Genomic DNA, 21,251 nt, shown 5'->3' with positions numbered 1-21,251 from the left:
GAATAGGCAAGTAGCGAGGAGGCTCGTTCTACTCCTCCGCACGTCCGGCTGGTGACATTGAGAGGAGAGGTTTCCCCGTACGGACGGAAGGGTTGAATCATGCGAATCGCGCTGGTTGTTGGGGGCAGTTCGGGCATCGGGCAGGCAGCGGCGGTCGAGCTGGCGCGGCGTGGGGCGGGCGTGATCGTCACCTACAGTGGCAACCCGGCGGGCGCCAAGGAAACCGTCGCCGCGGTCGAGCGTGAGGGTGGGACGGCGGTCGCGTTCCGGCTCGACGTCGGGCGCACCGAGGAGTTCCCGGCGTTCCGTGACCAGGTGGCGGCGGCGCTGCGCGAGACGTGGCAGCGTGACACCTTCGACTACCTGGTCAACAGCGCCGGGTTCGGCGGCATGGCGATGTTCACCGACGTGACCGAGGAGTTGTTCGACCGGTTCCTGCGCGTGCTGCTCAAGGGGCCGTACTTCCTCACCCAGACGTTGCTGCCGCTGCTCGCCGACGGCGGGGCGATCGTCAACGTGAGCAGCAGTTCGGCACTCCCGAGCGGGTCGGCCGACGCCGGATACACGGCCTACGCGGCGATGAAGGGCGGGCTCAACGTGTGGACCCGGGTGCTGGCCAAGGAACTCGCCGTGCGCGGGATCCGGGTCAACGCGGTCTCGCCCGGCCCGACCCGCACCCGGCTGGCGGACGCCGACGGCGTGGTCGGGTTCGAGGCGCACCCGGAGGTCATCCCGATGCTGGCCGCGCAGACGGCGCTGGGCCGGGTCGGCGAGCCCGAGGACGTGGGTGTCGCGATCGCGGCGCTGCTCGGCGACGAGAGCCGGTGGATCACCGCGCAGAACATCGAGGTGTCGGGCGGTTTCGGCCTCTGATCAGAGGGCCTCTTCCAACGCTGCGACGTCGTCGGCCGTGAGTTCCCACGCGCCGGCGGCGGCGTTCGCGTGCACCTGCTCGGCTGTCGTGGCGCCCGCGATCACGCTGCTCACGGCGGGCCGTGCGGCCAGGCCGGCGATCGCCACCTCGAGCAGGCTGTGCCCGCGCTCGGCCCCGAACGCGGCGAGCGCCTCGATCGTGTCCCAGTCGGCGTTCTCGAGCCAGCTGCGGTAGCGCGCCTGGGACAGGCGGGTGCCGGCGGCCGGCTGCTCGCCGCGCCTGTACTTGCCACTGAGCAGGCCCGAGTCGAGCGGGAAGAACGGCAGCAGGCCCAGGCCGAACTGCTCGCAGGCCGGCACCACCTCCTGCTCGGCGTCGCGGTGCAACAGGCTGTACCTGTTCTGCGCGCTGATGAACGGGGTGAGGCCCCCGGCGCGTGCTGTCCAGTCGGCGTCCGCGATCTGCCAGCCGGCGAAGTTGGAGTTGCCCAGGTAGCGCACCTTGCCCGAGCGCACGAGATCGTCGAGGGCGGCCAGGGTCTCGTCGATCGGCGTCCGCGGGTCGGGCTCATGCATTTGGTAGAGGTCGATGTAGTCGGTTTCGAGGCGCCGCAATGACGACTCGACCGCGCGCACGATGTATCGCCGGGAGCCGCGGGCGCCGAAGTCGTTGCCGTTGAGCCGGCCCACGTCCATCCCGAACTTGGTGGCCAGGATGACCTCGTCGCGCCGGCCCTTGAGCGCCGCGCCCAGACACTGCTCGGAGGCGCCGCTCGGGTCGCCGTACCGGTCGGCCGTGTCGAACAACGTGATCCCGGCGTCGAACGCGGCGTCGACGACCTCGCGGGTGCCGTCGGCGTCCAGCTTGCGGCCGAAGTTGTTGCACCCGAGGCCGACGACGGAGACAACCAGGCCCGAGGTGCCCAGCCGGCGGTAGCTCATCTCGCTCATGGTGCCGACCCTATGCCCGTTCGGGCCGACGTTTGCCCGCGAGGCCATCACATCGGCGTATGTCTATTGACATGGGTCCGAAACCGAACGGACTCTTTTCTGAGAGCGCTCTCCCCGTTCCGTTCCCCCATGCAGCGGAAGGTGTCCCCAGTGCGTACCCTGCTCCGAGCCTTAACGGCGCTGGCCCTGACCGTTCCGGTCGCCGCCGCGGTGTCCCCGCCCGCGGCCCAAGCCATCGGCCCGAACCTGCTCCCCGTCACCGTCTCGAACAACACCGGCCGCGGCGACGCGGTCTACCTCTACGTCATCGGCATCCAGCTGTCGTCCGGCCGCCTCGGGTACGTCAACCAGGCCGGCACCTTCAATCCGTGGACCGGCGGCGCCATCCCACCGGCGCCCGCCCCCGACGTCGCGATCAACGCGGCAGGCAACGGCGGCTCGACGACGATCAACTTCCCGCGCGGCTTCTCCGGACGCGTCTACTTCTCGCTCGGCCAGAAACTCAAGTTCTTCCTCACCCCGGACGGCCTGGTGCAGCCCGCGCCGTGGGCCGGCGGCGACGCCAACCGCGACATCCTGTTCGACTGGAGCGAATTCACCTACAACGACTCGGGGCTGTGGCTCAACAGCTCACAGGTCGACATGTTCGCCGTGCCCCACGCCGTTTCGGTGACCGGGGCCAACGGCGCCACCAAACGTACGGGGGACCTGGTCGCCAACGGGCGCGACAACATCATCAACGGGATCCGCAACGCGGGCCTGGGCAGCACGGTCCACAGCCGCTCGGACGGCACGGTGCTGCGGGTGCTCGCGCCGGGCAAGGCGGCCGGTGCGGGGCTGATGAGCAGCACGTACCTCGACTCGTACATCGCGTCGGCGTGGAACGCGTACACCGGCAAGAACCTGACCGTGGTGCCGTTCGCCGACCAGCCCACCATCCGCTACACCGGGCGGACCTCGGGCAACGTCATGCGGTTCACCAACTCGTCGGGCGCGCAGGTGGCGTCGTTCAACCGGCCGTCGTCGGCGTCGGTGTGGGGCTGCGACGGCGATCTGCCGGCTCCTAACGACCAGGTTGTCGGCCCGATTTCCCGTACGCTGTGCGCCGCTCTCAACCGGGGCACGCTCGGCACCATCGACACCCAGCCCAGCACCAACGCGGCCGACTTCTACCGCAACAACCCGACCAACGTGTACGCCAAGGTGGTGCACGCGAACATGCAGGACGGCAAGGCGTACGCGTTCGCCTTCGACGACGTCGGCGCGTTCGAGTCCCTGGTGCACGACGGCGACCCCCGCTCGGCCGGCATCCACCTGACGCCGTTCACCGGTGGCGGCGGCCCCGACCCGCAGCCCACGGGCGTCTCCGTGATCAGCTCGCTGAACAACAAGTGCATCGACGTGCCGAGCGCCAACTTCGTCGACAGCGCGCCGCTGCAGATGTGGACCTGCAACAACACGAGCGCCCAGAAGTGGACCTTCACCGGCGGCACGTTGCAGGCCGGCGGCAAGTGCATGGACGTGCAGGCCGCGGGGACCGCCAACGGCACACCGATCCAGCTCTACACCTGCAACGGCACGGCCGCGCAGCAGTTCGTGCTGACCGGTTCGGGTGACCTGGTGAACCCGCAGGCCAACCGCTGCGTCGACATCAAAGAGGTGAACAGCGCGGACGGCGCCCGCCTCCACCTGTGGGACTGCATTGGCGCGGCCAACCAGAAGTGGCGCAAGGGCTGACCCCACCGTCACCTCTCGCGGCGGCGGCTCCCGCAAACCCAGCGGGACCGCCGCCGCGCCAGTTGGGCCGGCTCCGATGCTGGACCGGCTCCGGCTCCCGCGTTGGGCCGGCGCGAGCGTGACCTGTCAAGCCGGCGCCGACTGGTCACTGTCGCAGGTGAAAAGCGCCGGAACATAGGCGCGTCAAGGCTGGTCAACTGTCCGGTGGAGGGGCGGCCAAGTCGCGGTAGGCGGGACGGAGCAGGTCGACCAGCGGGATGTGCCGGACCCTCACCTGGGGTGCTTCGAGGGCACGCAACAGCAATTCCGGAGGGGCCGTGACGCGGGCCGGCCGTTCACGGAGGCGGCTCAAGCTGATCGCGGGCGTGTAGAAGTCAGCGAGATGAGCCTCCAGAGAGGATTCCTCGACAGCCAGCGGGTCGACCGCCGGTGTCGGTTCGGCCGTTCCGCGCAAGGCGTCGAGCAGGGCATCGCGTGCGCGACCCCGCCACGCCAGCACCAGGAACGGGTCGTCGTCGAAAGCCTCGGCCAGCACGTACAGCACCGCGGAGCCGTGTTTGCAGGGCACGCTCCAATCAGGACAACTGCAGCGGATGTCCAGCCTGTCGGGGAAGAGTGGCGCCTCGTGCGCGGCGAACACGTCGACTATCTCGTGCGGCATCTCGCCCGCCAGCAGCGCCGCGCGGTACAGCGCCTGGGATCCGAGGGCCTCGGTCAGCCGTGTCCACTGTGTGTCGTCGAACGCCGCGATCTCGATCGTGACCTCGTACGGCTGTGGCCGTGAACCCTGCACCCGCCCGGTGACCCGGCCCGAGGTCAGCGCGAAGTCCATCACTTGTCCCTTGCGCGCATAGGTCCGCCCGCGCGCGAGCCGGCCGCCGTCGCAGATCTGCTCGAGCACGTCGACGAACCGGCGCGACCACCAGCTGTCCCCGATCTTGCCGCGTTTGGCGCGTACCGCGATGCCGCCCTCGACCTGGATCGGCCGAGCGGTCTCGAAGAACCGTCCCTCGGGATCAATCGGCATGTCAGCGCACCGCCGCGGGGTCGAGCGCGAAGAGTTCGCGCAGCTGTTCTGTGCTCAGATCGGTGATCCAGTCTTCGCCGGTGCCGACGACCGACGAGGCCAGCGCCTTCTTTCGCTCGATCATGCCGTCGATCTTTTCCTCCAGCGTCCCCGTGCAGATGAACTTGCGCACCTGCACATTGCGCGACTGTCCGATGCGGAACGCACGGTCGGTGGCCTGATCCTCGACCGCCGGATTCCACCAACGGTCAAAGTGGACGACGTGGTTGGCGGCGGTCAGGTTGAGGCCCGTGCCGGCCGCCTTGAGGGAGAGAAGGAACAGCATCGGCTCGTCGTCGGTCTGGAACCGCTCGACCAGTTCGTCGCGCTTGGCCTTCGTCAGTCCACCGTGGAGCCACAGCACCGGGCGGTCGAGATGGGCTGCCAGGTAGGGCTGCAGCACCGTGCCCCACTCCGCGTACTGCGTGAAGATCAGTGCCTTGTCGCCGTCCTCGATGATCTCTTCGGCGAGTTCCTCGAGCCGGGCCAGTTTGCCCGAGCGCCCCGGCAGCCGGGAGCCGTCCTTGAGCAGGTGGGTGGGGTGGTTGCAGACCTGCTTGAGCTTGGTCATCGCGGCCAGCACGTTGCCGCGCCGCTGGATGCCCTCGCTGCCCGAGATCGCCTCCATCATGTCCTCGACGACGGCCTGATAGAGCGTGGCCTGCTCGGCGGTGAGCGTGCACCAGACCTTCATCTCGTTCTTCTCGGGCAGATCCGAGATGATCGTCTTGTCGGTCTTGAGCCGGCGCAGCACAAACGGTCCGGTAGCCCGTTTCAGCGCGTTGGCCGCGTCCTCGTCCTGCCGGACCTCGATGGGTTCCTGGAAGCGCCGGCGGAACCGCTTGATCGGACCGAGCAGCCCCGGATTGCAGAAGTCCATGATGGACCACAACTCGGCCAGGTGGTTTTCGACGGGCGTGCCGGTGAGGGCGAGACGCGTGCGGGCCGGGACCGATCGCACGGCCTGGGCCTGCCGGGTGCCGCTGTTCTTGATGGCCTGCGCCTCGTCGCACGCCACTCGTCCCCATTGGACGTCGCGGAGCGCCTCGAGGTCGCGAACCGCCGTGCCGTAGGTGGTGAGCACCAGATCGGCGTCGCGGACCGCGGCGTCGAAGTTCTCGCCGCGCTGCCGGGTGCCGCCGTGGTGGACGTAGACCCGCAGGCTGGGCGCGAACCGCGCGGCCTCCTTCTGCCAGTTGCTGACCAGCGACATCGGACAGATGAGCAGGGTCGGCGCGACGGGCGCGGCCGGGTCGGCGCGCTCGGTCAGCAGCAGCGAGAGGGTCTGCGCCGTCTTGCCGAGGCCCATGTCGTCGGCCAGGATGCCGCCGAGACCCAGCCGCGACAGGAAATGCAGCCAGGAGAGTCCGCGCTCTTGATACGGCCGGAGCGCACCCTGGAAGGCGGCCGGCGTCGGCACCGGCGCCAGGCGTTCGGCAGCCTGCCCGGAGAGCAGGTCACCCAGCATGCCGTCGGCGTCGACGTCGACCAGCGGCAGATCCTCTTCCCCGCCGTCCACCACCTGCTGCAGGACCTCGGCCGCGGTGAGTTCGCCCTCGCGCCGCTTGCCGACGGCCCTGAGAGCGGCCTTGAGCTGGCGGTCGTCGAGCTCGACCCACTGACCGCGGACGCGCACCAGCGGCACCTTGAGCCGGGCCAGCTCGGCCAGTTCCTCCGCGCTCACCACCCCGTCGCCGATGACCAGCTCGAGTTTGAAGTCGACCAGCTCGTCGAGCCCGAACCCGGAATCGGCCACGGCCCGCGACGTGCTGCCGCGTGACTTCGAGCGGGTGGTCAGCTTGAGCCCGACCCCCTTGCGTCCCGCCCAGGCCGGCAACTGCACGCCGAACCCGGCGGCCTGCAGCAGCGGCGCTGCCTGCCGAAGGAACTCGTGCGCCTCGCCGGTGTCGATCTCGAGGCCGACCGGCTGCTGATCTTGCAGGGCGAGGTGCAGCAGTGGGAACAGCCGCATGGCTCGCCCGAGCCCGGCCAGCAGGGTCTCGTCGGGGCGCGGCGGCAACCCGGGGAATCGTCCGCCCTCCCACAGGTCGGCGGCGGGCAGGTAAAGGCTCGGGTCCTCGGACGACTGGAGCGCGAACTCCAGGCCCCAAGCGTCCGATCCAGGCTCGGGCTCACTGAGCCGGAAGCTGACCCGGATCGGCCCGTTCGCCTCGTAAGCCGCCCGGAGCCACGCGCCGAGCGCCTCCCGGAGCTCGCGTTCCTCGGCCGGTTTGGCCCCCGGCAGGGCGGGGTCGGCCGCGGTGAGCGCCGCGATCCACCGATCCGGAAGAGGCGCCTTGGGTCCGGGCCGGTGCCCCAGCAGGATCCGCTCCGGCATGACGGCGCGGGCCGCCGCGTCCAGCAGGGTGGCCAGCGCATCTTGCAGCGTGGCGGCGACACCGGCCTCGGCGGGCCCGGACGCCCGGACGACCGCGGGCATGGCGGCGGCGAAGTCGCGATAGGTGGCGGCGTCGGCGCCGGTGAGGACCGCTCGCCAGCGGGCGGTCGCCACCCCGGACTCGGTGACCAGTTGCGGCAGCATGCGACCCCGGCGGGCCAGGTCGCAGGCGTGTCCGGCCAGCACGCTGAGATATCGCAGCGACGACCCCGGCAGCCACGGCCCGCCCGGGTCGGGGTCGGACAGCGCGGCGAGGGCCGGCAGGGCGGCGTCGCCCGGCAGCAGCAGGGCCGGCACCGACCACTCGGACAACCGGACGCCGCGGCCTGTCACCTCGACGCCGGTGTCGGGGGAGGGGAGCGGGCCCCGGGCGGAGCTCGGCAGCCGGAGCGTCATCGACTCGGTCACGGCCTTGCCCAGCGCGTCCCGAATGTCGTCGGAGGTCCCGGTCAGCTCGGCCAGCAACGCCTCGGCCGCGGCGGCGAAGGGATGAGGTCGCAGCTGTGCCCGCGACCGGGTCACCGACGGAAGATCCGGATCTTCGGCCCAGAGCGCGAGCTGACCCGGCCGGTCTGCGCCCGGCACCCAGCCGCCATGCACGACGAGCACATCCCACCCCCTGAAAGAACGCATCGAGACTAACGACCCGGGACCGGCGGGACGACTCACGACCCGGTGGAACGTGTCCTCGACGGGGGAGTGCTCATCGCCACCCAACGTGCCGACTGACGCCGGGCGAGCCGGGGACGTAATCTCGACAACGTGACGGCGAACCCGGAGATCGACAGCATCCTGCAGCGAGCCGCCGACGGCGGGCGGATCACGCCCGAGGAGGCGCTGCTCATCTACACGGAGGCGCCGTTCCACGCGCTCGCCGAGGCCGCCGACACGGTGCGCCGTCGCCGTTATCCCGACGGCATCGTCACGTACCTCATCGATCGCAACATCAACTACACGAACGTCTGCGTCACAGCGTGCAAGTTCTGCGCCTTCTTCCGGGCGCCGAAGCACAGGGAGGGCTGGGCGCACCCGAGGGAGGAGATCCTGCACCGCTGCGGCGAGGCGGTCGATCTCGGCGCCACCCAGGTGATGCTGCAGGGCGGTCACCACCCCGACTTCGGGGTGGAGTACTACGAGGAGCTCTTCTCCTCCGTCAAGCAGGCGTATCCGCAGCTGGCGATCCACTCGATCGGCCCCAGTGAGATCCTGCACATGGCCAAGGTCTCGGGCGTCTCGATCGAGGACGCGGTCGTCCGGATCAAGGCCGCCGGCCTCGACTCGATCGCCGGCGCGGGGGCCGAGATGCTGCCCGAGCGGCCGCGCAAGGCGATCGCCCCGCTCAAAGAGAGCGGCGCCCGCTGGCTCGAGGTGATGGCGGTCGCCCACCGGCACGGCCTCTCGTCGACCGCCACCATGATGATGGGCACCGGCGAGACGCACGCCGAGCGCATCGAGCACATCCGGATGATCCGCGAGGTGCAGGACCTCGCCGTGGCCAACGGTTACCGCGACGACGCCGTCGAGACCGGCCACGAGGTCGGCGGCTTCCGCGCGTTCATCCCGTGGACCTATCAGCCCGAGAACAACCACCTCAAGGGCCGTACGCAGGCCACCACCATGGAATACCTGCGCTTCCTGGCCATGTCGCGGCTCTTCTTCGACAACGTCGCGCACCTGCAGGCGTCCTGGCTGACCACCGGCAAGGACGTCGGTCAGCTCTCGCTGCACCTGGGCGTGGACGACCTGGGCTCGATCATGCTCGAGGAGAACGTGATCTCCTCGGCGGGCGCCCGGCACCGGTCGAACCTGCACGAGCTGATCTGGATGATCCGCACAGCCGACCGCACCCCGGCCCAGCGCGACACCCTCTACCGCCACCTGGCGGTGCACCACACCCCGGCCGACGACCCGACCGACGAGCGGGTGGTCTCGCACTTCTCCTCGATCGCGATGCCCGGCGGCGGTGCCGGCCGCGCGCAGCTCCCACTGGTCGACGCCAAATAGACGTACCGCCATTGCCCGTTCGGTCAGGCGCCCCTCCCCGAACTGCGGAGGGCGTGTTGCTCCTTCGTAACGAGCCCTGTGAACCTCTGTTGCGGGTGTTCCACAGGCAGTTACGTTGCCTGCGTAGGGCCTGAGAACTTCCTGATCCAGAGCCGGTTCGCCGGTGATGGTCGCGGACCCGACCGATGGCGGTCGTATATATAACGCACAAGGAGCGGGCGGGATGGGTGACCATCCCGCCCGCTCTGTTTGCGTGATTCTGCCTTCAGTCCGGTAGTGGGTGATGGGCGGGGCGGTTGGATGGGGCAGAGTTGTCAGGGTGACGCGCGCAGATCTGGACAAGCAGCCGCACGAGGTCGCCGAGATGTTCGACGGCGTGGCCGAGCGGTACGACCTGACCAACACGGTGCTTTCCTTCGGGCAGGACCGTGGCTGGCGTCGCTCCACCCGCGCGGCCCTGGGCCTGCGGCCGGGGGAGCGGGTGCTCGACGTGGGCGCCGGCACCGGCATCTCCACCGAGGAACTGAGCCGCTCCGGTGCGTTCGCGGTGGGCGCCGACCTCTCCACCGGCATGCTGCAGGCCGGTCGCCGTGTACGCCCCCACGTGCCGCTGGTCGCCGGTGACGCGCTCAAGCTGCCGTTCGCCGACGAGACGTTCGACGCGGTCACCATCTCGTTCGCGCTGCGCAACGTCGTCGACGTCGAGGGCGCGCTGCGGGAGCTGGCCCGCATCACCCGTCCCGGCGGCCGGTTGGTGATCTGCGAGTTCAGCAGTCCGACGTTCACGCCGTTCCGCACCGTCTACATGCAGTACCTGATGCGTTCGCTGCCCGCGGTCGCGCGTGCCGTGTCGAGCAACCCCGACGCGTACGTCTATCTCGCCGAGTCGATCCGCGCCTGGCCCGACCAGGCGGCCCTGTCGGCGCGCATCGCGGCGGCCGGGCCGTGGACGCGAATCGGCTGGCGCAACCTGACGGGCGGCGTGGTCGCCCTGCACCGCGCCACAAAAGCCTAACGGGGGATAAAAACGGCTTTCGCCCCGAAGTGTTGATTTGCCTGTTTGGCTCGGCTCATGACGACCTTCGGGCATCTCGAAGACACGGACATCGACATCGCGATCGACGAGCGCGAAGCGGGCGAGCGCCGCGGCATGGAGCTGGCGACCCGGCTCAGGATGGTCGCCGCCGAGGACCCTGATCTGGCGCAGGAACTCGTCGACAACCTGATCGTCGCACTCGACAAGGCGATGGGCGGGAACTTCCGCGACTACCTCGACGGAGACGCGCGGGCAGCCGCGGACAGGGTGCTTGCTCCGGGCAATTCACCCAGTTGAAACAGTTAGGGTTCCCTAACCAGAACGACCTTCAATGGCCGTCCTAGACTCCGATCTGGGCATGCTTGTGAACTGTTTCACGAGCTGCTGCGAGACGGAGGTGTGGTGTGAGCAACCAAGTACCATCCGGACGAATAGCCGACGAGGCTGATGTCATCGTCGTCGGCGCGGGTCCGGGCGGATCGGCGGCGGCCTATCACATGGCGCGGCACGGCCTCAGGGTCCTGCTGCTGGAGAAAACCGAGTTCCCGCGCGAGAAGGTCTGCGGCGACGGGCTCACCCCGCGTGCCGTCCGCCAGCTGGTACGCATGGGCATCGACACCTCGGAAAAGGCCGGCTGGCTGCAGAACAAGGGCCTGCGGGTCATCGGCGGCGGCGTACGGCTGGAACTGGACTGGCCCGATCTCGCCAGCTTCCCCAACTACGGCCTGGTGCGGACCCGTCTGGACTTCGACGACATGCTCGCCAAGCGGGCCGTCGAGGCGGGCGTCGTGCTGCACACGAACACCAATGTCACCGGCCCGGTGCTGGACGACGACGGCCACGCGATCGGCGTCACGGCCAAGTCCGGTCCCGGCAAGGAGCCCGTCGAGTTCCGCGCTCCGCTGGTGATCGCCGCGGACGGCGTCTCGGGCAAGCTGCCGATCGCGATGGGCCTGACCAAGCGCGACGACCGCCCGCTCGGCGTGGCCGTCCGGCGCTATTACCACTCGCCGGTGCGCGCCAACGACGATTACCTCGAATCCTGGCTCGAACTGCGCAGCGCGACCGACCGCGACCGCCTTCTCCCTGGATACGGCTGGATCTTCGGCATGGGAGATGGCAGGGTGAACGTGGGCCTCGGCATTCTCAACAGCTCGAGCGCGTTCGGGAAGACCAACTACCGCGCGATGCTGACCGACTGGCTGGCCGGGACGCCGGCCGACTGGGGCATGCGCGACGAGTCCAACGCGGACGGGCCGATCCTGGGCGCCGCGCTGCCGATGGGCTTCAACCGGGTGCCGCACTACACGCGCGGCCTCATGCTCGTCGGCGACTCCGGCGGCATGGTCAACCCCATGAACGGCGAGGGCATCGCGTACGCCATGGAGAGCGGCGAGCTGGCGGCCGAGGTCGCAGTTCAGGCGCTCGCCCGGCCCGCGGGCGCTGACCGTGAGCGCGCGCTCCGGGCCTATCCGTCGGAACTCAGTCTCAGGTTCGGCGGTTATTACCGGCTTGGTGGCGTATTCGTGAAGTTGATCGGTAATCCTCAGGTCATGCGGATTGCCACGAAACACGGCATGCCGCATCCGACGCTGATGCGGTTCGTTCTGAAGCTGCTGGCCAACCTCACGGACCCGCGCGGCGGCGACAGCATGGACCGGATCATCAACGGCCTGACCAAGGTCGCGCCGGCCGTATGAGCACCCCGCGGCTGACACGAACAATTCGGACTAATAGTGTTAAGCGGCTAATAGTCGAGCAGGAGAGACAATGACGATCAACCCATATGTCCCGATCGTCGGGTTACTGATCCTCGGCGCGCTCTTCGCGTTGTTCTCGGTGTCGATCGCGCCGATCGTCGGCCCGCATCGCTACAACCGCGCCAAACTCGACGCGTACGAGTGCGGCATCGAGCCGGCGCCGCAGCCGGTCGGTGGCGGGCGGTTCCCGGTGAAGTTCTACCTCACCGCGATGCTCTTCATCATCTTCGACATCGAGACCATCTTCCTGTACCCGTGGGCCGTCTCCTTCGGGGCGCTCGGCCTGTTCGGGTTCGTCGAGATGGTCCTCTTCATCGTCACCGTCTTCATCGCCTACACGTACGTGTGGCGGCGTGGCGGACTCAACTGGGACTGATGCGTCATGGGTATCGAAGAGAAACTCCCTGCGGGGATCCTGCTCACCTCCGTCGAGAAGGTCTCGAACTGGGCGCGTAAGTCCTCGTTCTGGGGTGCCACGTTCGGCCTGGCCTGCTGCGCGATCGAGATGATGGCGGCCGGCGGCCCGCACTACGACCTGGGCCGCTGGGGCATGGAGGTCTTCCGCGCCTCGCCCCGGCAGGCCGACCTGATGATCGTCGCGGGCCGGGTGAGCCAGAAGATGGCGCCCGTCGTCCGCCAGATCTACGACCAGATGCCCGAGCCGCGCTCGGTGATCTCGATGGGCGTCTGCGCCTCGTCCGGCGGCATGTTCAACAACTACGCGATCGTCCAGGGTGTGGACCACATCGTCCCGGTCGACATCTATCTGCCCGGCTGCCCGCCGCGGCCCGAGATGCTGATCGACGCGATCCTCAAGATGCGCGAGAAGGTCATGGCCGCCCCGCTCGGCCCGAACGGCAAGAAGATGCTGGAGGCCCGCAAGGCCGAGGGCAAGGTGCCGATCGTCGCGCCGGGCGCGATGCCGTCGTCGTACCGGGTGGACAAGGCCCGGCGTGCGGAGTGGACCCAGGCGGTCAAGGAAGGCCGCGAGGAGCAGCTGCGCATCGAGAACTGGATGAAGTTGCAGCCGCACCTGCGGGAAGGTGGCAAGTGAGTACCCAGCCCGAGTCCGACGGCGGCGTGCCGGCCACTCAGCGCGCCGGCGCGAACATCGACGCGCCGGCGCAGACCCCGCCCAGCCCTCACAAGGGCATGTTCGGCGTCCAGGGCACCGGTGACGTCTCCGGTTTCGGTGGCCTGGCCCGCCGCACTCCGACCGTCGCGGGCAGCGAGCCGCCGTTCGGCGGCTACTTCGACGAGGTGCACGACTCGCTGCAGGAGGCGTACCCGGGGTTCTCCGACGCGATCCTCAAGGTCGTCGTCGACCGGGACGAGCTGACCCTGCACGTCAAGCCGGAGCGCATCGCCGAGGTCTGCCTGATCATGCGCGACGACGAGGCGCTGCGCTTCGAGCTCTGCTCCTCGGTCGACGGCGTGGACTACCTGGGCAGCGACCCGGCGCGGTTCCACATCTCCTACCAGCTGACGTCGATGACCTATCGTCGCCGCGTACGGCTGGAGGTCGCCGTGCCCGAGGGCGTGCCGGTGCCGTCGGTGACCAGCGTCTACCCGACCGCCGACTGGCAGGAACGGGAGGCGTACGACATGTTCGGTGTCGTCTTCACCGGTCACCCCAACCTCACCCGGATCCTCATGCCGGACGACTGGGAGGGGCACCCCCAGCGCAAGGACTACCCGCTCGGCGGCGTGCCCGTCGAGTACAAGGGCGCCCAGATTCCGCCTCCTGACCAGCGGAGGGTCTACCAATGACACAGTCCGGATACGCGAGCGAGCGCGAGACCACCGAGGGCCGCGTCTTCACGGTCACCGGTGGCGACTGGGACACGATCACCAACTCGGTCGACCCGCTCAGCAACGAGAAGATCGTCGTCAACATGGGCCCGCAGCACCCGTCGACGCACGGCGTGCTCCGGCTCGTGCTCGAGCTCGAGGGCGAGACGGTCACCGAGGTGCGGCCGGTCGTGGGCTACCTGCACACGGGCATCGAGAAGAACCTGGAGTACCGCAACTGGACCCAGGGCGTCACGTTCGTGACCCGCATGGACTACCTGGCCAACATGTTCAACGAGGCGGGCTACTGCCTGGCCGTCGAGAAGCTGCTCGGTATCACCGACGAGATCACCGAGCGCGCCACCACCATCCGCGTCATGTTCATGGAGTTGCAGCGGATCGCGTCGCACCTGGTCTGGCTCGGGACGACGGGTTTGGAGCTCGGCGCCATCTCGATGATGCTGTACGGCTTCCGCGAGCGGGAGTACATCCTCGACATCTTCGAGGAGACCTCCGGCCTGCGGATGAACAACGGGTACATCCGGCCGGGCGGCCTCTCGCAGGACCTCCCGGAGTCCGCGATCAAGAAGATCCGCGACTTCCTCAAGTACCTGCCGAAGAAGCTCAAGGAATACGAGGCCATGCTCTCCGGCCAGGTCATCTGGCATGAGCGCACTCAGGGCGTCGCGGTGCTCGACGTCACGGGTTGCCTGTCGCTGGGCATCACCGGCCCGGTGCTCCGCTCGGCCGGCCTGGCCTGGGACCTGCGCAAGACCATGCCGTACTGCGGTTACGAGACCTACGAGTTCGACGTGCCGACGGCGACGACCGCGGACGTCTGGGGTCGCTACCAGGTCCGGCTGGCCGAGATCCGCGAGTCGCTCAAGATCATTGAGCAGGCCTTGGACCGGCTGCGCCCGGGGCCGATCTGGATCTCCGACAAGAAGATCGCGTGGCCCTCACAGCTCGCCCTCGGTGTCGACGGCCTCGGCAACTCGCTGGAGCACGTCGCCAAGATCATGGGCCAGTCCATGGAGGCCCTGATCCACCACTTCAAGCTGGTGACCGAGGGCTTCCGGGTCCCGCCCGGCCAGGTCTACGTCGGCATCGAGCACCCGCGCGGTGAACTTGGTGTCCACGCGGTCTCGGACGGCGGCACCCACCCGTATCGGGTGCACTACCGCGACCCGAGCTTCGTGAACCTCCAGGCCATCCCCGCGATGGCCGAAGGCGCGCTGCTGGCCGACGTGATCGCCGGCGGCGCCTCCCTGGACCCCGTGATGGGTGGGTGTGACCGCTAAATGTCCGAAACCACGGTGGACTTCTCCCCCGCCGCAGCCCCGCTGGCCGAGAAGCTGCTGGCCCCGGCGCTCGAGATCATTGCCCGTTACCCGGCCGACCGCAGCCGGTCGGCGCTGCTGCCGCTGCTGCACCTCGTACAGACCGAAGAGGGGTTCGTCAGCCCGAACGGGGTGGCCTTCTGCGCCGAGGTCCTGGGCATCAACAAGGCCCAGGTCGGCGCGGTCGCCACGTTCTACACCATGTACAAGCGCCGGCCGACGGGCGAATACCTGGTCAGCGTCTGCACCAACACGCTGTGCAACACGCTGGGCGGCCAGCAGGTCTACGACGAGCTCTCCGAGCACCTCGGGGTCGGGCACGACGAGACCACGGCCGACGGCCAGATCACGCTTGAGCACGCCGAGTGCCTGGCCGCCTGTGACTACGCACCGGTCGTGACGGTCAACTACGACTTCGCGATCGACGAGGCCACCCCGGAAGCGGCGGTGACCCTGGTCGAGCAGCTTCGCAACGGCGAGCGGCCCACCCCGAGCCGGGGCGCGCGCATCTGCTCGCTCAAGGAGATGCAGTTCCAGCTGGCCGGGTTCGCCGAGCCGCGCGAGGGCGCCGTCGCCGACGGTGTGGCGGGAGCGCCGACCCTGCGTGGCGTGACGCTGGCCCAGGAACACGGCATCGCGGTCGCGAACTTCAACCCCGACGCTCCGATCACCAAGACCAAGCCGGCCCCGCGCGAGGAAAAGCACGAGGAGGGCCGCGGCAAGGTCGCCACGGTGGTCGAGAAGGCCACCGGAGCCGTCCGTGCCGCCGCCGGGAAGGTCGAGGAGAAGGTCGCCGAGCGGCGTACGGCCCGATCGCAGGCCACCGACAACGCGGGCAAGCCGGTGCAGACCACCGACGCCAAAGACCCCGAGACCCGTACGGCCGAGCAGCGTAACCCCACGATGAGCACGCCCGACAAGACGGGGGACGCGCAGGCTCAGCAGCCCGTGCCGAGCAACCCGGCCGAGGCGTCCGGGGTCGCGGGGAACGCCGCGGCGGGCGACGGCAAGCCGGCCGGAGACACGCAGCGCGGCGAGAGCATCGTCAGCGAGCAGACGGCCGGGCAGAAGCCGGAAGGCACCGACCCCAACCCGGGATGGCAGAACGTGCCGCGCGGTAACGAGGAGGAGAAGTGACTCAGCCACGGCGTGAGGTTCTGCAGAAGCTGACTCCGGTCCTCACCAAGCGCTGGCTCTCGCCGGACGCCTGGAAGATCGGCACGTACGAGCGGCTCGACGGCTACGCTGCCCTCCGCAAGGCCCTCGACGTCCACCCCGACGACCTGATCCAGCTGATCAAGGACTCGGGTCTGCGCGGTCGCGGCGGCGCGGGCTTCCCGACCGGCCTGAAGTGGGGCTTCATCCCGCAGGGCGACGGCAAGCCGCACTACCTCGTGATCAACGCGGACGAGGGTGAGCCGGGCACCTGCAAGGACCTGCCCCTGATGACGTACGACCCGCACTCGCTGATCGAAGGCGCGATCATCGCCTCGTACGCGATCCGCGCGAACCGGGCGTTCATCTACATCCGCGGCGAGGCCGTCCACGCCGCGCGCCGCCTGCGCAACGCGGTCGAGGAGGCGAAGGCCAAGGGCTATCTCGGCACGAACATCCTCGGCTCGGGCTTCGACCTGGAACTGGTCGTGCACAGCGGCGCCGGCGCGTACATCTGCGGCGAGGAGACGGCGCTGCTCGACTCGCTGGAGGGCTTCCGCGGCCAGCCCCGGCTCCGCCCGCCCTTCCCGGCCATCGCGGGCCTGTACGCCAGCCCCACGGTGGTCAACAACGTCGGCACCATCGCGAGCGTGCCGTACATCGTGCTCGGCGGCGCCGACTGGTGGAAGAGCATGGGCACGGAGAAGTCGTCCGGCCCGATGATCTATTCGCTCTCCGGCCGCATCGCCAACCCCGGCCAGTACGAATGCGGCCTCGGCATCACGCTGCGCGAGCTGATCGAGCTGGCCGGTGGGATGAAGCCCGGCCACAACCTGAAGTTCTGGACCCCGGGCGGATCGTCCACCCCGCTGCTCACGGCCGAGCACATCGACACCCCGATGGACTTCGAGGGCGTGGCCGCGGCCGGGTCGATCCTGGGCACCACCGCGATGCAGATCTTCAGCGACCAGGACTGCCCGGTCTACTCGACGTGGCGGTGGCTGGAGTTCTACCACCACGAGTCGTGCGGCAAGTGCACCCCGTGCCGCGAGGGCAACTACTGGATGGTGCGGACCTATCGCCGGATCCTCTCCGGCGAGGGCACGTACGCCGACCTCGACACCCTGCAGGACACCGCCGACAACATCTTCGGCCGCTCGTTCTGCGGTCTCGGTGACGGCGCCGCGACACCGGTGGTGTCGACGCTCAAGTACTTCCGCCAGGACTACCTGGACTACATCGAGGGCCGGACAGCTCCGCGGCTGTCCGGCAAGGCCCTGGTTGGAGCGCACTGATGACGGACGTGGCCAAGCAGACTGACACCGTCACGCTCACCATCGACGGCATCGAGGTCACCGCTGAGAAGGGCGAGCTGGTCATCCGGGTCGCCGAGCGGATGGGCATCGCGATTCCCCGGTTCTGCGACCACCCGCTGCTCGCGCCGGCCGGCGCCTGCCGCCAGTGCCTGGTCGAGGTCGAGGGCCAGCGCAAGCCGGTCGCCTCGTGCACCCAGACGGTGGCCGAGGGCATGGTGGTCAAGACCCAGCTCACCTCGCCGGTGGCCGCCAAGGCCCAGGGCGGCGTGATGGAGCTGCTGCTCGCGAACCACCCGCTGGACTGCCCGACCTGCGACAAGGGCGGCGAGTGCCCCCTGCAGAACCAGGCGATGAGCAACGGGCGGGCCGACTCGCGCTTCAAGGAGCACAAGCGCGAGTACGAGAAGCCGATCCACATCTCCAGCCAGGTGCTGCTCGACCGCGAGCGCTGCATCCTCTGCCAGCGCTGCACGCGGTTCTCCGAGGAGATCGCCGGCGACAAGTTCATCGACCTGATGGACCGCTCGTCCGGTGAGCAGATCAACGTCTACCGCGACGACTTCTTCGGCGGCGAGGGCACCGGCGACGGCCAGGTCGGCGAGGGCGAGGGCGACGTCCCGTTCAACTCGTACTTCTCCGGCAACACGATCCAGATCTGCCCGGTCGGCGCGCTCACCGGCGAGCAGTACAGGTTCCGGGCCCGCCCGTTCGACCTGGTCTCCACGCCGACGGCCTGTGAGCACTGCGCGGCCGGCTGCTCGATGCGGGCCGACCACCGCCGGGGCAAGGTGCTGCGCCGCCTGGCCGGTGACGACCCGGCGGTGAACGAGGAGTGGAACTGCGACAAGGGCCGCTGGGGCTTCCAATACCAAGTGGCCAACGACCGGATCCTGAACCCGCTGCTGCGCGACCCCGAGACCGGTGAGCTGCGCGAGGTGTCCTGGAGCGAGGCCCTGCTGGCGGCGGCCGAGGGCCTGGCCGCGGCCAAGGGCAAGGGCGTCGGGGTGCTGACCGGTGGCCGGCTCACGGTGGAGGACGCGTACGCGTACGCGAAGTTCGCCCGGGTCGCCCTCGGCACCAACGACATCGACTTCCGCGCCCGGCCGCTGAGCGCCGAGGAGGCCGACTTCCTGGCCGCCTCGGTCGCCGGAGTTTCCGACGTCACGTACGCCGACGTCGAGAACGCCCCGTCGGCCGTGATCGTGGGGCTCGAGCCGGAAGAGGAGTGCCCGATCCTCTTCCTGCGGCTCCGCAAGGCCCACAGCCGCAAGAAGCTGCAGGTCACCGCGGTCGCGCCGTTCTTGTCGCGGGGATTCGAGAAGCTCGGCGCCACGCTGGTCGAGGCGGTGCCCGGTGACGAGGCCCGGCTGCTGGCCGACGATCCCGCGCTGGTCGCCGCGCTGTCGGTCCCCGGCGCCCTGCTGTTCGTCGGCGAGCGTCTGGCCACCGTGCCCGGTGGGCTGTCGGCCGCTGCCGCCCTGGCCGCCCGTACGGGCGCCCGCCTCGCGTGGGTGCCCCGCCGGGCCGGTGACCGCGGCGCGGTCGATGCCGGCTGCCTGCCAAACCTGCTGCCCGGTGGTCGTCCGGTGGCCGACCCGGCGGCGCGGGCTGAGCTCTCGCTGGCCTGGGACGTCGAGGCCGGAGCGCTGCCGAGCAAGCCGGGCCGCGACACCGACGCGATCATCGCGGCGGCTGCCGCGGGCGAGCTCGGCGGCCTGCTGGTCGCCGGCGTCGACCCGGCCGACCTTTCCGACCCGCGGCTGGCCGAGCAGGCGCTCGACAACGCCGGCTTCGTGGTCAGCCTCGAGATCCGGCACAGCGCGGTCACCCGCCGCGCCGACGTGGTGTTCCCGGTCGCCCCGGCGGCCGAGAAGTCCGGCACCTACCTGAACTGGGAGGGCCGGCTGCGGTCCTTCGGCACGGTCCTGCCGAGCACGACGATGACCGACGGCCGCGTGCTCGAGGCCATCGCCGCGCTGACCGATGTCCCGCTGGCCACGGGCGACGTGATGGCGATCCGCCGCGAGCTGGGCGCGATGCCGGTCAGCAAGTCGGTCCGCCCGGCAGTCCCCACGGTCGCGGCGGTGGCGCTGCCGGCGCTCGGCGAGCACGAGGCCGTGCTGGCCACCTGGCGCCACGCGATCGACCAGGGCTCGCTGCTCGAGGGTGACACGGCGCTGGCCGGCACCGCCCGGCCGCCGGTCGCGCGGATCGGCAAGGCGCTGGCCGAGTCGCTCGGCGTGGTCGACGGCGACGCGGTCACCGTCGGCACCGACCGTGGCGCGATCACCCTGCCGGCCGCCATCACCGACCTGCCGTCCGGCGTCGTGTGGCTGCCCACCAACTCGCCCGGCTCGACCGTCGGTCGCAGCCTCGGCGTCACCGCGGGTGCGGTTGTCCGGCTCTCGGCCGGCCGCAGCGGCCCGATCCTCGCGTCCTCGTCGGAGGTCAACCCATGAACACGTCGATTCTCGCGGCGAACGCCGTGGACCCGACGCTGCAGACGTTCGAGAACGACGTCTGGTGGATCACGCTGATCAAGCTGCTCGGCCTTTTCGTCCTGCTGCTCCTGCTGACGCTCTTCACGATCAACTATGAGCGCAAGGTAGTGGCCCGGATGGCGGTACGGCCCGGCCCCAACCAGGTCGGGCCCAAGGGCTGGCTGCAGAGCCTCACGGACGGCGTCAAGCTGCCGTTCAAGGAGGAGATCATCCCGAAGACGGCCGACAAGGTCGTCTACTTCATTGCCCCGGTGATCTCGGCGACGGTCGCCTTCACGGCGTTCTCGGTCATCCCGTTCGGCGGCGTGGTCAACATGTTCGGCCACCAGACCGCGCTGCAGCTCACCGACGTGCCGGTCTCGGTGCTGGTGCTGCTCGCCTGCTCGTCGATGGCGGTCTACGGCGTCGTGCTGGCCGGATGGGCCTCCGGTTCGACCTACCCGTTGCTGGGTGGTCTGCGGTCGAGCGCCCAGATGATCTCGTACGAGGTCGCCATGGGTCTGTCGATCGTGGCGGTCTTCATGACGGCCGGCTCGATGAGCACCTCGCAGATCGTCGCCGCCCAGGCCCACGGCAACCCGGTCAACCTCTTCGGCTGGGAGGTGACGACTCCGAGCTGGTACGCGGTCCTGCTGCTGCCCAGCTTCGTCATCTACTGCATCGCGGCAGTCGGCGAGACCAACCGCGCCCCGTTCGACCTGCCCGAGGCGGAGTCCGAGCTGGTCGGCGGCTTCCACACCGAGTACTCGTCGTTCAAGTTCGCGCTGTTCTTCCTGGCCGAGTACATCAACATGATCACCGTCTCGGCGTTCGCCACCACGCTGTTCCTCGGCGGCTGGCGGGCCCCGTGGCCGATCACGTGGTTCTGGGAGGGCGCTAACTCCGGCTACTTCGCGTTGATCTGGTTCTTCGCCAAGGTGCTGCTGCTGCTCTTCGGCTTCATCTGGCTGCGGGCGACCCTGCCCCGGATGCGCTACGACCAGTTCATGCGGTTCGGGTGGAAGGTCCTCATCCCGGTCAACCTGGTGTGGATCCTGTTCCTGAGCTACGTCAAGGTCGCCAACAACGAGCTGTCGCAGCAGGCCAAGTGGTTCTCGATCGTCGGCATCGTGGTCGTGGTCCTGCTGATCGCCATGCTCTGGCCGGCCGCGCGCAAGCCGAGGCAGCTCTCCATCGAGGAGGAGCTGGCGTCCAGACCGCCGGGCAGTTTCCCGGTGCCACCGATGGACCTGCAGGTTCCGCCCAGTCCACGTGCCCGCCGGGCAGTGGCCGAACGCACTCCGGCCACGGTCGGGTCTCCTGAAGAAAACAAGGAGGTGTGAC

At 69.3% G+C, this 21,251-nt stretch carries 17 protein-coding genes; 14 read left to right on the top strand and 3 right to left on the bottom strand.

Annotated features, from left to right (window positions below):
- Positions 1–99 precede the first annotated feature (99 nt).
- Positions 100–873: an SDR family NAD(P)-dependent oxidoreductase gene (locus C8E87_RS14465; protein WP_133873583.1), complete on the top strand. Its 774-nt coding sequence runs from the start codon at positions 100–102 to the stop codon at positions 871–873.
- On the opposite strand, the gene C8E87_RS14460 is transcribed toward C8E87_RS14465, so the two are convergent.
- Positions 874–1,824 (bottom strand): aldo/keto reductase, encoded by a 951-nt coding sequence (locus tag C8E87_RS14460; protein WP_203720751.1) that lies wholly within the window; start codon positions 1,822–1,824, stop codon positions 874–876.
- Positions 1,825–1,974: 150 nt separating this feature from the next.
- Here C8E87_RS14460 and C8E87_RS14455 point away from each other — a divergent pair, with 150 nt between their 5' ends.
- The gene (locus C8E87_RS14455; protein WP_239080364.1) at positions 1,975–3,561 is read left to right on the top strand and encodes a beta-1,3-glucanase family protein; all 1,587 of its coding nucleotides are present in this window, start codon (positions 1,975–1,977) and stop codon (positions 3,559–3,561) included.
- 193 nt (positions 3,562–3,754) lie between these two features.
- Here the strand turns inward: C8E87_RS14455 and C8E87_RS14450 are convergent, their stop codons facing one another.
- Together C8E87_RS14450 and C8E87_RS14445 are read right to left on the bottom strand one after the other, a co-directional pair.
- The gene (locus C8E87_RS14450; protein WP_133873581.1) at positions 3,755–4,588 is read right to left on the bottom strand and encodes an SWIM zinc finger family protein; all 834 of its coding nucleotides are present in this window, start codon (positions 4,586–4,588) and stop codon (positions 3,755–3,757) included.
- 1 nt (position 4,589) lies between these two features.
- Positions 4,590–7,634 (bottom strand): DEAD/DEAH box helicase, encoded by a 3,045-nt coding sequence (locus C8E87_RS14445; protein ID WP_133873580.1) that lies wholly within the window; start codon positions 7,632–7,634, stop codon positions 4,590–4,592.
- A gap of 153 nt (positions 7,635–7,787) precedes the next feature.
- On the opposite strand from C8E87_RS14445, the gene mqnC reads away from it, so the two are divergent.
- The 12 genes from mqnC (at position 7,788) to nuoH (ending at position 21,250) form a co-directional block, all read left to right on the top strand.
- A complete protein-coding gene (mqnC, locus tag C8E87_RS14440; protein ID WP_133873579.1) occupies positions 7,788–9,029 on the top strand; it encodes a cyclic dehypoxanthinyl futalosine synthase in 1,242 nt (413 codons plus the stop codon).
- Positions 9,030–9,312: 283 nt separating this feature from the next.
- Positions 9,313–10,044: a demethylmenaquinone methyltransferase gene (locus C8E87_RS14435; protein ID WP_133873578.1), complete on the top strand. Its 732-nt coding sequence runs from the start codon at positions 9,313–9,315 to the stop codon at positions 10,042–10,044.
- A 57-nt stretch (positions 10,045–10,101) separates the two neighbouring features.
- Complete coding sequence (locus C8E87_RS14430) at positions 10,102–10,362, top strand: hypothetical protein (RefSeq protein ID WP_133873577.1); 261 nt, start codon at positions 10,102–10,104, stop codon at positions 10,360–10,362.
- Positions 10,363–10,469: 107 nt separating this feature from the next.
- Positions 10,470–11,765, top strand: a complete 1,296-nt coding sequence (locus C8E87_RS14425) for a geranylgeranyl reductase family protein (protein ID WP_203720753.1) — start codon at positions 10,470–10,472, stop codon at positions 11,763–11,765.
- A gap of 70 nt (positions 11,766–11,835) precedes the next feature.
- Positions 11,836–12,201, top strand: coding sequence for an NADH-quinone oxidoreductase subunit A (locus tag C8E87_RS14420; protein ID WP_133873576.1), 366 nt, complete (start codon positions 11,836–11,838; stop codon positions 12,199–12,201).
- 6 nt (positions 12,202–12,207) lie between these two features.
- Positions 12,208–12,879, top strand: coding sequence for a NuoB/complex I 20 kDa subunit family protein (locus C8E87_RS14415; RefSeq protein WP_133873575.1), 672 nt, complete (start codon positions 12,208–12,210; stop codon positions 12,877–12,879).
- Positions 12,876–13,595, top strand: coding sequence for an NADH-quinone oxidoreductase subunit C (locus C8E87_RS14410; protein ID WP_133873574.1), 720 nt, complete (start codon positions 12,876–12,878; stop codon positions 13,593–13,595). Before C8E87_RS14415 ends, C8E87_RS14410 begins: the two co-directional genes overlap by 4 nt.
- Positions 13,592–14,917: an NADH-quinone oxidoreductase subunit D gene (locus tag C8E87_RS14405; RefSeq protein ID WP_133873573.1), complete on the top strand. Its 1,326-nt coding sequence runs from the start codon at positions 13,592–13,594 to the stop codon at positions 14,915–14,917. The genes C8E87_RS14410 and C8E87_RS14405 overlap by 4 nt, the downstream gene beginning before the upstream one ends.
- The gene (nuoE, locus tag C8E87_RS14400) at positions 14,918–16,093 is read left to right on the top strand and encodes an NADH-quinone oxidoreductase subunit NuoE (RefSeq protein WP_133873572.1); all 1,176 of its coding nucleotides are present in this window, start codon (positions 14,918–14,920) and stop codon (positions 16,091–16,093) included. It abuts the gene before it with no gap.
- Positions 16,090–17,406, top strand: a complete 1,317-nt coding sequence (nuoF, locus tag C8E87_RS14395; protein WP_133873571.1) for an NADH-quinone oxidoreductase subunit NuoF — start codon at positions 16,090–16,092, stop codon at positions 17,404–17,406. The genes nuoE and nuoF overlap by 4 nt, the downstream gene beginning before the upstream one ends.
- Positions 17,406–19,886, top strand: coding sequence for an NADH-quinone oxidoreductase subunit G (locus C8E87_RS14390; protein WP_133873570.1), 2,481 nt, complete (start codon positions 17,406–17,408; stop codon positions 19,884–19,886). Before nuoF ends, C8E87_RS14390 begins: the two co-directional genes overlap by 1 nt.
- A complete protein-coding gene (gene nuoH, locus C8E87_RS14385; RefSeq protein ID WP_133873569.1) occupies positions 19,883–21,250 on the top strand; it encodes an NADH-quinone oxidoreductase subunit NuoH in 1,368 nt (455 codons plus the stop codon). The genes C8E87_RS14390 and nuoH overlap by 4 nt, the downstream gene beginning before the upstream one ends.
- Position 21,251: the final 1 nt, after the last annotated feature.

This window comes from Paractinoplanes brasiliensis (assembly GCF_004362215.1).
Taxonomy (GTDB): Bacteria; Actinomycetota; Actinomycetes; order Mycobacteriales; family Micromonosporaceae; genus Actinoplanes; species Actinoplanes brasiliensis.
This window is presented reverse-complemented; position numbering and strand designations above follow the sequence as displayed.

What these genes read in the sequence shown, in the direction of transcription:
- C8E87_RS14465 (WP_133873583.1), top strand. Translation starts at nt 100, where the DNA reads ATGCGAATCGCGCTGGTTGTTGGGGGCAGTTCGGGCATCGGGCAGGCA.
- C8E87_RS14430 (WP_133873577.1), top strand. Translation starts at nt 10,102, where the DNA reads ATGACGACCTTCGGGCATCTCGAAGACACGGACATCGACATCGCGATC.
- C8E87_RS14390 (WP_133873570.1), top strand. Translation starts at nt 17,406, where the DNA reads ATGACGGACGTGGCCAAGCAGACTGACACCGTCACGCTCACCATCGAC.
- C8E87_RS14420 (WP_133873576.1), top strand. Translation starts at nt 11,836, where the DNA reads ATGACGATCAACCCATATGTCCCGATCGTCGGGTTACTGATCCTCGGC.
- nuoH (WP_133873569.1), top strand. Translation starts at nt 19,883, where the DNA reads ATGAACACGTCGATTCTCGCGGCGAACGCCGTGGACCCGACGCTGCAG.
- nuoE (WP_133873572.1), top strand. Translation starts at nt 14,918, where the DNA reads ATGTCCGAAACCACGGTGGACTTCTCCCCCGCCGCAGCCCCGCTGGCC.
- C8E87_RS14435 (WP_133873578.1), top strand. Translation starts at nt 9,313, where the DNA reads ATGGGCGGGGCGGTTGGATGGGGCAGAGTTGTCAGGGTGACGCGCGCA.
- C8E87_RS14405 (WP_133873573.1), top strand. Translation starts at nt 13,592, where the DNA reads ATGACACAGTCCGGATACGCGAGCGAGCGCGAGACCACCGAGGGCCGC.
- C8E87_RS14415 (WP_133873575.1), top strand. Translation starts at nt 12,208, where the DNA reads ATGGGTATCGAAGAGAAACTCCCTGCGGGGATCCTGCTCACCTCCGTC.
- C8E87_RS14460 (WP_203720751.1), bottom strand. Translation starts at nt 1,824, where the DNA reads ATGAGCGAGATGAGCTACCGCCGGCTGGGCACCTCGGGCCTGGTTGTC.
- C8E87_RS14450 (WP_133873581.1), bottom strand. Translation starts at nt 4,588, where the DNA reads ATGCCGATTGATCCCGAGGGACGGTTCTTCGAGACCGCTCGGCCGATC.